This window comes from Pseudomonas sp. TWR2-1-1 (genome assembly GCF_049897045.1).
Lineage (GTDB): Bacteria > Pseudomonadota > Gammaproteobacteria > Pseudomonadales > Pseudomonadaceae > Aquipseudomonas > Aquipseudomonas versuta.
On the sequence record NZ_JAFCVM010000014.1, the window covers coordinates 1 to 15163 of the forward strand.

Genomic DNA, 15163 nt, shown 5'->3' on the forward strand with positions numbered 1-15163 from the left:
AACCCCCTGTCTGCTCACGCAGACAGGGGGTTTGTTTTTGTGGCGAGAAAAGTTGCAGACAGCGATACGCTGCAACAACTCTTGCGGTGCTGCAGTCGCCGTAAATCCTGAATGCGCAATGCAACAGGTGGCACAGGGCTTAACTTGCGAAAGACATGCTGTCGCTCGCAGTCTGCGCCCGCGCCTGCAAAGTCGGACCGGCCTTGCAATACTCCACCAATGCTCCCGGGCAATGATAAGGTTCGCCTTTGGATTTGCCCTCTCCTAAGGATGCCGTCATGCCGGTTGCTACGTCCCTCAATGCGGGTTTTATGGTGGTTCACGGTAACCGCCTTGATGAGTTACGCAGCTTGGTCGTGAGCTGGATGCGCCGTTATCCCCTGGCGCTTTTGGAGAACGAAATTGCCTTGGTGCAGAGTAACGGCATCGCCCAATGGCTGAAGCTGGCTCTGGCGGAAGATGCTCAGGACGATGACCTTGGTGGTTGTGGCATTGCTGCCGCAGTTGATGTGCAGTTGCCCGGCAGTTTTATGTGGCAGCTCTATCGAATCGTTTTAGGCAGTGAGCAAATCCCCGCCACATCCCTGCTCGACAAGGCTCCGCTTACCTGGCGCCTGATGCGCTTGCTCCCGGTGCTTATCGACCAGCCGCACTTCGAACCCTTGCAGCGCTTCCTTACCCATGACACTGATTTGCGCAAACGCTATCAGCTGTCAGAGCGTCTGGCCGATCTGTTTGACCAATATCAGGTTTACCGCGCCGACTGGCTGGAAGATTGGGCCGCAGGCCGCCTCCAGTTACGCAATGCCCGGGGTGAAAGCCCGGCACTGAGCCCGGCTAACTGCTGGCAGGCCGAATTGTGGCGTGCGTTATTGCTCGATGTGGGTGAGGAGGGCATGTCGCAGAGTCGGGCAGGTGTTCACCAGCGCTTCATGGACAAGATCAACAGCATTGAGCAAGCTCCGCCCGGTTTACCGGCCAGGGTGATTGTCTTCGGCATTTCGTCATTGCCCGCCCAGGCGCTTGAAGCCCTCGCCGGCCTTGCCCGTTTCAGCCAGGTGCTGTTGTGCGTACATAATCCTTGTCGCCATCACTGGTCTGACATCGTTGCGGATAAAGACCTGCTGCGTCACCAATACAAGCGTCAGGCGCGCAAGGCAGGAATGCCGGCAGCCCTGGACCTGGATATCCTGCATCAACATGCCCATCCGCTGCTTGCCGCCTGGGGCAAACAAGGGCGTGATTACATCAACCTGCTCGACAGCTACGATGACCCCAACAGTTATCGTGCGGCTTTTCGTGACGGCCGTATCGACCTGTTCAGTGAAGTACAACCGCTCAACCAGTTGAACCAGTTGCAGGATGACATTCTTGAACTGCGCCCGCTCAACGAAACCCGTGAACTATGGCCCGCTGTAGATCTGGAACAGGACGAGTCAATCCGCTTTCACATCGCCCACAGTGCACAGCGCGAAGTCGAAATTCTTCACGACCAGCTACTCGCGCGATTCGCCAAGTATCCCCAGTTGCAGCCACGCGATGTGATCGTGATGGTGCCGGATATCGATAGCTACGCCCCCCATATACGGGCGGTATTTGGCCAGATTGAGCGAGACGACCGTCGTTTCATCCCCTACACCCTGGCTGACCAGGGTCAGCGTGGGCGTGATCCGCTGCTGATCGCTATCGAGCATCTGCTCAAACTGCCGGACAGCCGTTTTCCGGTCAGTGAAATTCTCGACTTGCTGGATGTTCCAGCCCTGCGCGCCCGTTTCAAGGTACAGGAGCGCGACTTGCCGACCTTGCATCGCTGGATTGAAGGCGCAGGGATTCGTTGGGGATTGAATGCTGAGCAGCGTGCCGGCCTCGGCTTGCCGTCACACCTGGAACAAAACAGTTGGCGTTTTGGCCTGCGCCGCATGCTGCTCGGTTATGCCGTCGGTAGCGCCGAAGCCTGCGACGGCATTGAACCGTATGATGAAATTGGCGGTCTGGATGCGGTACTGATCGGCCCGCTCGTGGCTTTGCTGGATGCACTGGAAATTGCCCACCAGGAACTCTCGCAGCCGGCGTTGCCGCAGCAATGGGGTGAGCGGCTGCAGGCATTGGTGCAACTGTTTTTCCTGGCCGAAACCGAACACGACGATTACCTGCTGGCCCAGCTCGAAGAGCTTCGCGAAACCTGGCTCGAAACCTGTGAGCTGGTTGGCCTGCAAGACGCGTTACCGCTAACGGTAGTACGTGAAGCCTGGCTGGCCGGACTTGACCAGGGCAAGCTGTCGCAGCGTTTCCTGGCCGGGGCAGTGAACTTTTGCACCCTGATGCCGATGCGGGCTATCCCGTTCAAGCTGGTATGCCTGCTGGGCATGAACGATGGCGATTACCCGCGTGCGCAGCCACCGCTGGATTTCGACTTGATGGGCAGCGACTATCGCCCGGGCGACCGCTCCCGCCGGGAGGATGACCGCTACCTGCTGCTCGAAGCGCTGCTTTCTGCACGCGACCAGCTCTATATCAGTTGGGTCGGACGCAGTATCCGCGACAACAGCGAGCGTCCCGCCTGCGTATTGATCGGTCAGCTGCGTGATCACCTGGCCAGCGGCTGGCAACTGGCAGAGGGTGGCGACTTGCTTGAAGCCATGACCCAAGAGCATCCGCTTCAACCCTTCAGTACCCGCTACTTCCACGAAGGTAATTCCAGCCTGTTCAGCTATGCCCGGGAATGGCAACGTCTGCACGAGCCCCAACCGGCACCCGTTGCGCCGGGCATCCTGGCGGCGCACGAACAAGAAGAGCCCTTGAACCTGACCCAGTTGCAGGACTTCTTGCGTAACCCTGTACGTCACTTCTTTAGTCAGCGTTTGAAAGTGTTCTTTGAGGCGGCTGAAGTGCCTTTGGCAGATGAAGAACCCTTCGTACTGGATGCGCTACAGCGTTACACCCTTAGCGACAGCTTGCTCGAAGCCGCACTGGCGCAGCCTGATCAGCTTGAGCAGGCTTTGCATACCCGGGCCCTGCGCTTACAGGGCAGTGGCCTGTTACCCATGGCCGGTTTTGGCGAGTGCCTGCAACAAGAACTGATAGAGCCACTTCCCGATGTCCTACAGCGCTATCAGCAATTATTGCTCCTATGGCCGACGCCGCTTAACAGTGCACTGCCCGTCAGCTTTGAGGCTAACGGCCTGACCCTTGAAGGCTGGCTCGGCAACCTGCACCAGCGCAGTGACAAAGGCTTACTGTCCGTTACCACTATTCCTAACAGCATTGGCGCGATTAAAACCCGTAAATGGCATCGGCTGACCCGGCCCTGGGTCAACCACTTGATTGCCTGCGCCAGTGGCCTGGACATGTCCACAGCCTTGGTCGCCAGCGATGACACCTTGCTGCTCGCGCCTCTGGAGGCAAAACAGGCGAGTGAAATTCTTGGCAATTTGTTGATGGCCTGGAAAGTCGGAATGGGCCGGCCATTGCCCGTTGCAGTCAAAACAGCCTTCGCCTGGCTTGCCCAGTCTGATCCGGCGAAAGCCGATGCGGCGGCACAAAAAGCCTACGAAGGTGACGGCCAGACCAGCGATGGCGAGCGTCGCGAAAGCGCCGCGCTTGCCCGCCAGTTCCCGGATTACGCCGCCTTGATGGCCAGTGAAGAATTTGCAGAGTGGTGCGATGCCCTCTATCGACCACTTTTTGATGCGCCCTGGCGTTCATTAAACAGCGAGGCGTCCCGCTAATGAACGAGCAAAAAACACCCCTGGCTCTGGCCTTTCCCCTACGCGGCAGTCAACTGATCGAGGCCAGCGCGGGTACCGGTAAAACCTTCACCATATCGGCACTCTATCTGCGTTTGATATTGGGTCATGGCGCAGAGGACTCAGGCTTTGGCCGCGAGTTGTTGCCACCGCAAATCCTGGTTGTGACCTTCACCGATGCGGCTACCAAAGAGCTGCGTGATCGTATCCGCACCCGGCTCGCTGAAGCGGCGCGGTTCTTCCGTGACGAGATCGAAGCACCGGATGCCCTGGTGGCACAACTGCGTGACCAGTTCACGCCCGGGCAATGGGCTGCCTGTGCCGGGCGTCTCGATATCGCTGCACAGTGGATGGACGAAGCAGCCGTTTCGACCATCCACAGTTGGTGCCAGCGGATGCTGCGTGAACATGCCTTCGACAGCGGCAGCCTGTTTACCCAAACCCTGGAAACCGACCACAGCGATTTGCTCGGTGAAGTGCTGCGCGATTACTGGCGACTGTTTTGCTACCCCATGCACGGTGACGCCTTGAACTGGGTGCGCGCCAACTGGAGTGGTCCGGCTGCATTGTTACCGCGGGTTCGAGCGTTGTTCGCCAGCTCGCGGGCGCCGAAAAACCCGGAGCAAACCCCGGCCTCGATAATTGAAGCCTGTTTGCTGGAGCGTCGCGAGGCCCTGTCACAGCTAAAAACGCCCTGGTTGCAATGGGCCCAGCAGCTGCGTGAAATCTGCCTGCAAGGTGTGGCCGCCAAGGCAGTGGACGGCAGGAAAATGCAGGCCCGTTATTTCGAGCCCTGGTTTGAAAAGCTCAGCGCCTGGGCCGCTGACGACTCTCTGGAGCAGCTGGATCTGGGCACAGGTTTCACTCGCCTGACCCCGGATGGCTTCGCAGAAGCCTGGAAAGGCGAGCCCCCGCAGCATCCGGCGCTGGATGCGATGTCCGGCCTGAAAGCTGCACTTGATGCGTTGCCGACCCCGGACGCTGCAGTCCTGGAACACGCCGCCTATTGGGTGAGCAAACGCTTTGAAGAAGAAAAGCGCCTTCGGGCCGAGATGGGCTTCGACGACATGCTGCTCAGGCTCGACGCGGCGCTGCAGGCCGAAGGCGGCGAACGCCTCGCGACCCTGATTCGTGAACAGTTCCCGGTGGCTCTGATTGACGAGTTTCAGGACACCGACCCGGTGCAGTACCGCATCTTTGAGACCATCTACCGGATCGAAGACAACAGCCCCGACACCGGCCTGTTCCTGATCGGCGATCCGAAACAGGCGATCTATGCCTTTCGCGGTGCCGACATCTACACCTACCTGCGTGCACGGCACGCCACCAGCGGCCGACTGCATACGCTGGACACCAACTTCCGCTCCAGCCATGTGATGGTTGAAGCGGTGAACCATGTATTTGAGCGGGCCGAGCAACGGGCGACCGGGCGGGGTGCATTTTTGTTCCGTGATGGCCTGGAGAATCCGGTGCCCTTCGTGTCGGTCAAATCCCAGGGCCGTAAAGAAGTCCTGCAACTCGATGGCCAGCCTGTCAGCGCGTTGACCCTTTGGCAGTTGCCCTCCGAGCAGCCGGTATCAGGTGTCATTTATCGCCAGCAACTGGCAGCCGCCTGTGCCAGCCAAATTGTTGAACTGCTCAATGGCGGGCAGCAAGGTCGCTGCGGTTTTGCCCAGGCTGGCAAACCCTTGCGTGCTGTGTTGCCGGCGGACATTGCCATTTTGGTCCGTGACGGTAAGGAAGCTCAGGCGGTCAGGCGTGAATTATCGGCACGTGGCGTACGTAGCGTTTACCTGTCTGATAAGGATTCGGTCTACGCCGCGCAGGAAGCTCACGATGTATTGGCCTGGCTCAAGGCCTGTGCCGAGCCGGACGTAGAGCGCCCACTGCGGGCGGCACTGGCCTGCATCACGTTAGACCTGCCACTGATCGAACTTGAACGTCTCAACCAGGATGAGCTGGCCTGGGAATCGCGGGTCATGCAGTTTCGTGGCTACCGCGAAACCTGGCGCAAGCAGGGCGTGCTCGCCATGTTGCGCCGCCTGCTGCATGACTTCGAACTGCCCCAGGCGCTGATTGCCCGTACCGATGGCGAGCGGATCCTGACCAACGTCTTGCACCTGTCCGAATTACTGCAACAGGCCGCCGCCGAACTGGATGGCGAACAGGCACTGATCCGGCACCTGGCCGAGCACCTGGCGTTATCCGGGCAGGCCGGGGAAGAGCAAATCCTGCGCCTTGAGAGTGACGAGCAACTGGTCAAGGTGGTGACCATTCACAAGTCCAAAGGCCTGGAGTACCCCTTGGTATTCCTGCCATTTATTTGCTCCACCAAACCGGTGGATGGCAGCCGCTTGCCGCTGCACTATCACGATGGTGCGGGTAACGCGCAGGTGAGTTTAAAAGCCACGCCAGAGCTGATAGCCCAGGCGGATGACGAGCGTCTGGCCGAGGACCTGCGGCTGCTCTACGTGGCCCTGACCCGGGCGCAGCATGCCTGCTGGCTCGGGGTTGCCGACCTCAAGCGCGGCAACAACAATCGCTCGGTCCTGCATCTTTCAGCGTTAGGCTACCTGCTTGGCGGTGGGGCGATGCTGGTCGAATCCGCCGGCCTGGAGCGCTGGCTGACAGACCTGCAACAAGACTGCGGGGCGATCCAGTACTTGCCGGTGCCAGCAGCCAGCGAGGCGACATTTTATCCACCGCTCAATCAGGCCTCCTTGCGTAAACCGCTGCTGCCGTCACGTCGGGCAGCGGAGAACTGGTGGATCGCGTCCTACAGCGCATTGCGCATCAGTGACAGCCTCAGCCCGGCCGAGGCGCCTGAAAGCGCCCTGGCGCAAAAGCTGTCGGACGATGAGCGGCTAGACCCGGATGCTCCCCGTGAAGTACCGCTCAGCGGCGGCGACATCCACCGCTTTCCCCGTGGACCCAATCCCGGAACATTCCTCCATGGTCTGCTCGAGTGGGCGGGCAGCGAAGGTTTCAAGGCCGACCCGCAGGCAATCCAGGATACCGTGGCGCGGCGTTGTAACCGCCGCGGCTGGCAAGGCTGGATCGAGACGTTGAGCGACTGGTTGCAGCATTTGCAGGATGAGCCACTGCGCCTCAATAACGGCCAGCCGGCGGTGGTCCTTAGCCAGTTGAGCCAGTATCAGATCGAAATGGAATTCTGGTTTGCCAGCCACAAAGTTGATGTCCTGCAACTGGACAAGCTGGTGCGTCAGCACACCCACGACGGTGCCGCGCGTGCGGGTGCGGAGCCGAGCTTGCTCAACGGCATGTTCAAAGGCTTTATCGACCTGACGTTCGAGCACGAAGGGCGCTATTACGTGGCGGACTACAAATCCAACTGGCTGGGCGCCGACGATTCGGCCTATACCGAACAAGCGATGAACGCCTCCATTCTGGATAACCGCTACGACCTGCAATACGTGTTGTACCTGCTGGCCTTGCACCGCCAGCTAAAGGCCCGGTTGCCGGATTACGACTATGACCGGCATATGGGCGGCGCGCTGTATCTGTTCTTGCGCGGTACCCGCTCCCAGGGGCAGGGGGTGTTCTTCACTCGTCCGCCCAGAGTATTGATTGAAAGCCTGGACCTGATGTTCCAGGGCAAACCTGCGGCACAGCAAGCAGAGCCGGCATGGGAACAGGGAGTGTTGTTATGAGTCGTTCATTTGCCGAGCTGTTACCCACACCGTTGACGGCCGAAAGCCTTGCCCGGTTGCAGCCTTTGCGCCGGGCAGAGGACTTGCTGGTACTGCTGGAGCGCTGGGTGGAGCGTGGCTGGTTGCGCGCGCTGGATAAAGCGTTCGTCGCATTCTTGTATGAACGCGACCCCCAAAGCGATCCATTGGTACTGCTGGCGGCGGCACTGACCAGCCACCAGCTGGGTCACGGGCACGTGTGCCTGGATCTGTTTGAAACCCTCAAAGAGCCCGATTTCGCGTTGTCCTTGCCACCTGAAGGCGATGTACAAACCGGTGCCATGTTGCTGCCCTCGCAATTGCTCGAGGCGCTGGATGGCGATGCATGGTGCAAGGCCTTGCAGGCCAGCCCGCTGGTCGAGCATGCCGGGCAGTCGCTGGCCGATGCCGCAAGTCGGCCATTGGTGCTGAGTGACCGGCGTCTGTATTTGCGCCGCTATTGGGCGTATGAGCGTCGGATCGACAATGCGTTGCGTCAGCGCCTCGCAGCCCCGCAAGCAACCGCAGATGATTTGCCGGCGCGCCTCGACAGCCTGTTCGGCAGCCCGACTGCGAATGCGCCCATTGACTGGCAGAAGCTGGCCTGCGCTCTGGCCACTCGAGGTGCGTTCAGCATCGTCACCGGCGGTCCCGGCACGGGCAAAACCACCACCGTGGTGCGCTTGCTGGCGTTGCTTCAAGCCCCGGCCGTTGAAGCGGGAACGCCTTTGCGGATCCGTCTTGCCGCGCCGACCGGTAAAGCAGCGGCGCGCCTGACCGAGTCCATCAGCCTGCAAGTCAAATCACTGGAAGTGGACGACAAGGTCCGGCAAAAAATCCCCAGCGATGTGACCACTGTTCACCGCTTGCTGGGTAGTCGGCCGGGCACCCGGCACTTTCGTCATCACGCGGGTAATCGCCTGCCGCTGGACGTATTGGTGGTCGACGAAGCCTCGATGATCGACCTGGAAATGATGGCCAACCTGCTCGACGCGCTGCCCGCCCATGCGCGACTGGTGCTGCTGGGGGACAAGGACCAGTTGGCGTCAGTTGAAGCCGGTGCCGTGCTGGGGGATTTGTGCCGCGATGCCGAAGCGGGCTGGTACACCCCGCAAACACGTGAGTGGCTGGAGCACGTCAGCGGTGAAAGCCTGGCTGCCAGCGGCTTGCAACAAGACCTGGACGGCTCTCACCCGCTCGCACAGCAAGTGGTCATGCTCCGCCATTCACGGCGCTTTGGTGAAGGCAGCGGCATCGGCCGGCTCTCGCGGCTGGTCAACCGTCAGCAGTCCGATGAGGCGCGGGCGTTATTGGCAGCCTGCACCCATGACGACCTTTTTGCACTGCCGCTCAAAGATGAGCAAGACCGCGCTTTTGAGCGTCTGGCGCTGGAAGGGCACGGGGCGCAGGCCAAAGGTTACCGACATTATCTTGAAGTGTTGCGCGAGCAACGCCCGGCGGCCGGCATGGGGCTTGAAGACCCTTGTTGGGCTGCGTGGGCAGGCAAGGTGCTGGAGGCGTTTGAAGCGTTTCAAGTGCTGTGTGCAGTGCGCAAAGGTCCGTGGGGCGTTGAAGGTTTGAATCAGCGCATCACCCGGGCCTTGTTCGCCCGCAAGTTGATTGACAGCGATCAGCATTGGTACGAAGGGCGCCCGGTGTTGATGACCCGTAATGATTACGGGCTGGGGCTGATGAATGGCGATATAGGTATCGCCCTCAAGCTTCCCGAGCGCGACGGTGAGTCATCAAGACCTGTGTTGCGTGTAGCGTTCGCTCGCAACGACGGGCAGGGCGGCATTCGTTTTGTGTTGCCAAGCCGGCTCAATGATGTCGAAACGGTGTACGCCATGACGGTGCACAAGTCACAGGGCTCTGAGTTTTCCCACACCGCGCTGGTACTGCCGCAAGCCTTGAATCCGGTATTGACCAAAGAGCTGATTTACACCGGCATTACTCGGGCCAAACACTGGTTCAGCCTGGTCGAGCCGCGTGCCGGCGTATTTGAAGAAGCCGTACAACGCAAGGTTAAGCGCTTGAGCGGGCTGATGCTGGGGCTGGCCTAGGGAGCGGCCGCCTTAGAGTGTGCAATCTTTGAAAAGTTGGTTTGGATAGGTCGCAGTGTGACGCGTATCACGTTTAAGTACGTGCTGTGGTATCGTTGCGGCATTATTCATCCGAAAAATACAGAGACTTCTTGCATGGACGTGGCTGTCTCATCGCCTGAGCAGCGCACTGGATGGCGGCTACGGCAGCTATCACTTTGCCTGTTACTGTTGAGCGCTCCCTGCCTGGCCCAACCGCAAGTGCCCGTCAACCTGGCTGATCAGCGTGCCAGGGCCGTGACCCAAGTGGTCCTGGGCATCCTCAGCTATGCACGCTGGCCCACCGAACCGGCTCAATTGCAGTTATGCGTGGTTGGCCCTACTGAATACACCGATGACCTGCTTAAAGGCGCTACTCAGTCCAGTGGCAGGCCGGTGCAAGTCCGTCGTGTACTGGCGAGTGATCCTGCAATTGCCCGCGAGTGCAACGCGGTGTATCTGGGCAAGCTAAGTACGACAGAACGTAGTGATGTGTTCGACTCCCTGAACGGACACGCCATCCTGAGCATCAGCGAATACGGTAATCAATGCACCGTCGGCAGTCTGTTTTGCCTGCGAGTTACCGATGACCAGGTGTCGTTTGAAGTTAATCTCGACTCTGTCGCCCGCAGCGGTGTGCGCATCCACCCCAATGTATTGCAACTGTCCCGCCGCCGGGCGGCTCAGCCATGACTCCCTCCAAAGCGCCTGAAAACCGGCGCAGCTTGCGCTCGGTACTGCGGCGCGGCCATTTGGGCGTGGCCTTGGTGGCCGTCACGCTGGCCAGTGCCTCCATGACCCTGCTGGGGGTGCTGGCGCTCAAGGTCTACGCCGATCACAACCTGCACTTGATCGCACGCGCTATCAACTACACGGTGGAAGCCGCTGTGGTGTTTGATGACCGTGTGGCGGCAACCGAAGCGCTGGACCTGATCGCCTCCACTGAAGCGGTCGCCGAGGCGCAGGTCTACACCGCCGACGGGGAATTGCTCGCACACTGGCAGCGCCCGGAAACCGGCGTGCTGGCGACAGTTGAAATGCTGCTGGCCGACAGTTTGCTGCAACAGCCGATAAGTGTGCCGGTTGAGCATCAGGGCCGAGAAGTGGGGGTGGTGATACTCAGTGGGCACGGTGCCAATATGTTGCGCTTTTTGCTCAGCGGGTTGCTCGGGGTTTTGCTGTGTACCGCGCTCAGTGCCTGGAGTGCCCTGTACCTTTCACGGCGTCTGCTCGGCGGCATTACCGGGCCCTTGCAGCAGTTGGCCGAAGTGGCCCACGCCGCGCGCAGCGAGCGGGCGTTTGACCGTCGCGTGCCGCCTGCGCATATCGCCGAACTGGACAACCTGGGCAACGACTTCAATGCCTTGCTTGATGAGTTGGAGTCATGGCAGAGCCATTTGCAAAATGAAAACCAGACACTGGCGCACCAGGCCAGTCACGACTCGCTGACCGACCTGCCCAACCGTGCCTATTTTGCAGCGCGGCTGGCGCGGACCTTGCGCTCGCTGAACAAGCCTGTGGACAAGGTCGCCGTGCTGTTTCTCGACAGTGACCGGTTCAAGGACATCAATGACACCTATGGCCATGCCGCTGGGGATGCGGTGCTGGTCGCAGTGGCGACACGGATTCGTGCCCAGTTGCGTGAAGACGATGTGGTGGCGCGTCTGGGCGGCGACGAATTCGCCATATTGCTGACCCCGCTGCACAGAATCGAAGATGCACAACGCATCGCGGACAAAATCATCGCCAGCATGCATGAGCCGATCCGGTTACCGGATGAAATCCATGTCGTGACTTCGCTCAGTATTGGCATCGCCGTTTACCCCGAACATGGCGCAACGCCGGACACGCTGCTCTGTGCAGCGGATTCGGCGATGTACCAGGCCAAACGCCTCGCCCGAGGCGGGCAACACGTTGCGGAGTTGGAGTACCCCGCAGCCCAGAAATAATCAGGAGCTTGACCCTTCATGCGTGCATTGACCCAGCGTTACCTGCAGTTCTTTAGCGTTGCCTTGTTGTTGGCAACATTGACATTGACCGGCTGCCAGACCGCCCCGCCCAAAGGTCTGACCCCGGCGCAGATTGCGGTACTCAAACAACAGGGCTTTGAACTGACCGATGAAGGGTGGGCGTTTGGTTTGTCAGGCAAAGTACTGTTTGGCAGCGACCTGGAAGTGCTCAACCCGCAAAGTCAGGAAATCGTGGAGCGCATCGGTACTGCCTTGCTCGCTGCGGACATCCAGCGCTTACGGGTTGACGGTCATACCGACTCATCCGGTAAGGAGTCCTACAACGAACAACTTTCCGTGCGCCGTGCCAACAGCGTGGTCAAAGCGCTGACCAAAGTCGGCATGCGGCCTGAGAATATTCAGGTCCGCGGGCTGGGTAGTCGCGTGCCGGTAGCGTCCAACAACACTCGTACCGGGCGTACTGAAAACCGGCGGGTTTCGATTGTGGTGATTGCCGAATAGCGGCTCAGGTTATCGCCCCGGTTTTTTCTGTCATCACTATGAAATGAGTTGGCTGCGTGTCTGAAAAAAACCGGGGTTTTGTCAGCGCAGCTCATCGCCTCATCAAGGGGGCCGCCACTTATTTATCAGTCTTCAACCGCTTGCTGATGGGTTCGAATTCAGGTGTGGCATTGCGTTTGACCGGGTCCGGTTGCCCGTCGTCAATGGCCTTCCAGTAAGCCCAGGGAACATTGGCAGTTCCGAGTTCGTAATCCATGCCGTCCCAGCTGTCCTCGCGAAAGCTGTAAAACGCCCAGTGCACATTGGCGGCCTCAAGTGTGGTGAGCACATCCTCAAGATACTGTTGGCAGCCCGGTAATTTACGCATGCATCCGAACTCCCCGGCCACCATCCGGCTGGCAGGTATTGCGTGCTGCCCGGCCCAGTCAAGCGGCTGCTGGAGATAGCTCTGGACCCGACTCGTGTCCCACTGTTGCATGCCCGCAGCAAATGGCACGACGCCCGGGTAGGTATAGGGTTTGGCACGTTGCAAGTTGGGAGCGCTGGTTGCCGCATAGGGTTCATACATGTGAAAGCTATACAGCACGCGGGTGTCGGCCAATGGCGCTGGCCAATATGAGAACGCATCGGCAGCGGCGTACCAGCCGGCGTCGACCATGACCGGCGTGAGCTGATCGACTTCGCGAATGGCGTTAATGATGGATGTGTAAAACCCGGGCAAATCACGGGCGGTGCCTGCATTTTTTTCATACCAGTCCCGCATCTTTGCAGCATCGGCGTGCTCGACCACGCCTCCCCGCTTTTCCGGCGCCGGCTCGTTGATCAAGTTGTAGGCCGCAACGGCCGGATGATCCTTTAGCGCCGCAGCGAGGTCGCGCCAAAACGCAGCACTCTGGGTCCAGAATGCTTTGTCTTGCCACAAGCGGTCATCGAAGCGGTTGCCATTGTTTTGCGCCCAGCGCATGCCCGGCAGCGAAAGGGGAGTGATCACCACTTTGAGACCCGCTGTATGTGCCCGGTCCAGCGCAGCTTTCAGCTGCGCCAGATCCTTCTCAACCAGCCCCTTGTAGTGGTCGGCATTGCCCAGGAGGTAGTCCCGTTCTGCCGGCTGCCATTTGTCATAGGACAGGCGCACCCAGCTCGCACCATAGCCCTGCAGAGCGTCGAAGTAGGCTTGATCGGGAGGGAGTCGATTGAAACTGTTTCCTCCACGTTCAGGCTTTTCCCAGAAGGACATCATGTCCGCGGCACCGGCGCCGCCAGACAAAACACCCAGCAACAGAAGGGAGGGGATCGTCCTGAATTTCATGGTGGTCTCTGCTCGGAGGCTGCTGCGGGAAGGGAACCGGATTATTCATTAGAAGCCAGTAGCGTTTTCTAACACCGGGATGCATGTCCCGCGCGCTGGTCGCCTGTGTAAAGCACGCAAAGGCTGCAGCCCGGGGACATGTCTAGGGTCTAGGCGATCAACTCGACTTTGCCACTGTCGAGTTTGTAGATGCCACCCACGATGGCCAGCTTGCCCTTGGCCAGCGCGTCGGCCAGCAGGCTTGATTCGCTCTTGAGGCGGGCCACCGTGTCTTTGACGTTTTGGGCGATAGCGTTGTCCAGCAGCACACCGGGCATGGTTAAGACCTTTGCGACCGATGGCTTGATGGCATCTGCCAGGCCTTGAATATGTCCAGGAAACTTCGCGCCGTCTTTCTGTGCCTTGACGCCGGCAGAGACCGCCCCGCAACTGTCGTGGCCCAGCACCAGGATCAAGGGTGTTTCCAGTACTGCCACGGCGTACTCCAGGCTTGCCAGGCCATCGGAAGTCACGAAGTTGCCAGCCACTCGCACCGCGAAAAGGTCGCCTCGAGCGGTGTCGAATGCATACTCCGGAGCGATTCTCGAATCGGCGCAGCCCAGTACGGCGGCATAAGGATTTTGTCCGCTGACCAGCGCTTCACGCTCTGTCAGGAAGTCATGGCGTCGGGTCACGCCATTGGCGTAACGGGCGTTACCTGCCATCAGGCGGGTCAATGCCTGTTGCGGGTCCAGTTTGTTCTGCGGTTTAGGTAGAGGGCCGTCGCTGGCCGCTTGCGCCAGTTGCGCGGGCAGCACGCCGGCCAGCATCAGCGCGCCGGCGCCGCCCCCGGCCAGCCGGAGGAAATTGCGGCGATGATTGATGGTGGGCGCTGGGGATGGCTCGCTTGTTTTGCACATAGGCTGGAACACTCTTGGTCATTGACGCCATGGCTCCTCGGCTAATCGATGGTCGGAGGCTGGCAGGTGGAATTTGGCCGGACGCGAAGAGTAGGAGGGGGTGGTGGATTGGAGATATGGGATTTATCCGAAAAGCAGGGCTGGTTAATCAGCGCTTGTGCGTCTTTTTGTGACTGTAACCTTGGTAAACATTCAGCAAGTCATTACTGCCATTAGTACCGGTGCAGCAACGGATGCCCGTCACTGCTTTAAATTGCCAAGCCACTCCTGCGGTCGACATGCTGCGACTGTTTGAATGCTGAGTAGCAGTCAGTCGGCAAAACGCATCTTTTGAGTTTCCCCCAGCAACAGTGACGCATTCAGCTCCGTCACTTCACGGATGTAATCCCACAGCAAAGTGATGCGTTTCAACTTCCTGAGATCCTCGCGGCAGTACATCCAGAACTACAGGTAGCAAAGGTCCCACCCAATGATTACGGGGCCTGCTGCCATGAAGACCACTCCAAAGCTCTATCCTGTTACAAGTGCTGTCACAAGTCCTGTTCAGCCTCTCAGGCCGACTACAAGGCTCGCTAAGCCCTATCACTACAGACGCAATGGCATCTACTATCTGCGCCTCAGAGAGACCGGCAGCACCACTCAAGCCACCTCAGTGTCACTCAAGACCTCAGATAGAAAGGCCGCTATGGACGCTTCAAGACGACTTGCAGAAACCATCAGGACCTTTCACCTGGATCACCCTAAGGCAACCTGGAGCGAACTGAGGGAGCATCTGTTGTGGGTCGCTGAGGGGCTCTTGTCGTCAGCCCATGATGTCCAATCCTTGCGTGACTGGGGAGACCTGTACGAGGACGTTAGAACTAACCTGACTGAGATAGCAGCTACGATGCCGCTGAGTGTTGACCAGCATGAACACGTAGCCAAGGCGAGACAGGTTATGAGTGCTGCTCAGGAGCGACTACAGGGAG

Annotated in this window: 8 protein-coding genes and 1 pseudogene; 6 read left to right on the forward strand and 3 right to left on the reverse strand. The window is 59.4% G+C overall.

The window, feature by feature from the left end; all coding sequences use genetic code 11:
• Positions 1 to 278 precede the first annotated feature (278 nt).
• From recC to ACP7BO_RS23195, 6 genes are all read left to right on the forward strand, one after another.
• Positions 279 to 3728 carry an exodeoxyribonuclease V subunit gamma gene (gene recC, locus ACP7BO_RS23170; RefSeq protein WP_426212886.1) on the forward strand — a complete coding sequence of 1150 codons (3450 nt, stop codon included), beginning with the start codon at positions 279 to 281 and terminating at the stop codon, positions 3726 to 3728.
• Positions 3728 to 7417 carry an exodeoxyribonuclease V subunit beta gene (gene recB / locus ACP7BO_RS23175; RefSeq protein WP_426212887.1) on the forward strand — a complete coding sequence of 1230 codons (3690 nt, stop codon included), beginning with the start codon at positions 3728 to 3730 and terminating at the stop codon, positions 7415 to 7417. Before recC ends, recB begins: the two co-directional genes overlap by 1 nt.
• Positions 7414 to 9498, forward strand: a complete 2085-nt coding sequence (gene recD / locus ACP7BO_RS23180) for an exodeoxyribonuclease V subunit alpha (RefSeq protein WP_426212888.1) — start codon at positions 7414 to 7416, stop codon at positions 9496 to 9498. Before recB ends, recD begins: the two co-directional genes overlap by 4 nt.
• A 135-nt stretch (positions 9499 to 9633) precedes the next feature.
• The gene (locus ACP7BO_RS23185; protein WP_060695513.1) at positions 9634 to 10209 is read left to right on the forward strand and encodes a YfiR family protein; all 576 of its coding nucleotides are present in this window, start codon (positions 9634 to 9636) and stop codon (positions 10207 to 10209) included.
• Positions 10206 to 11465, forward strand: a complete 1260-nt coding sequence (locus ACP7BO_RS23190) for a diguanylate cyclase domain-containing protein (protein ID WP_426212889.1) — start codon at positions 10206 to 10208, stop codon at positions 11463 to 11465. The genes ACP7BO_RS23185 and ACP7BO_RS23190 overlap by 4 nt, the downstream gene beginning before the upstream one ends.
• Before the next feature lie 18 nt (positions 11466 to 11483).
• A complete protein-coding gene (locus ACP7BO_RS23195) occupies positions 11484 to 11987 on the forward strand; it encodes an OmpA family protein (RefSeq protein ID WP_397454938.1) in 504 nt (167 codons plus the stop codon).
• A gap of 118 nt (positions 11988 to 12105) precedes the next feature.
• Here ACP7BO_RS23195 and ACP7BO_RS23200 read toward each other — a convergent pair whose 3' ends face one another.
• From ACP7BO_RS23200 to ACP7BO_RS23210, 3 genes and pseudogenes are all read right to left on the reverse strand, one after another.
• On the reverse strand, positions 12106 to 13296 hold the full coding sequence (locus ACP7BO_RS23200; protein WP_426212890.1) for a glycoside hydrolase family 5 protein: 1191 nt from the start codon (positions 13294 to 13296) through the stop codon (positions 12106 to 12108).
• A gap of 149 nt (positions 13297 to 13445) precedes the next feature.
• Positions 13446 to 14195, reverse strand: a complete 750-nt coding sequence (locus tag ACP7BO_RS23205) for a carbonic anhydrase (protein ID WP_397454935.1) — start codon at positions 14193 to 14195, stop codon at positions 13446 to 13448.
• A gap of 309 nt (positions 14196 to 14504) precedes the next feature.
• Positions 14505 to 14639: pseudogene (locus ACP7BO_RS23210) on the reverse strand (LysR family transcriptional regulator); the annotation flags it as partial.
• Positions 14640 to 15163 lie beyond the last annotated feature (524 nt).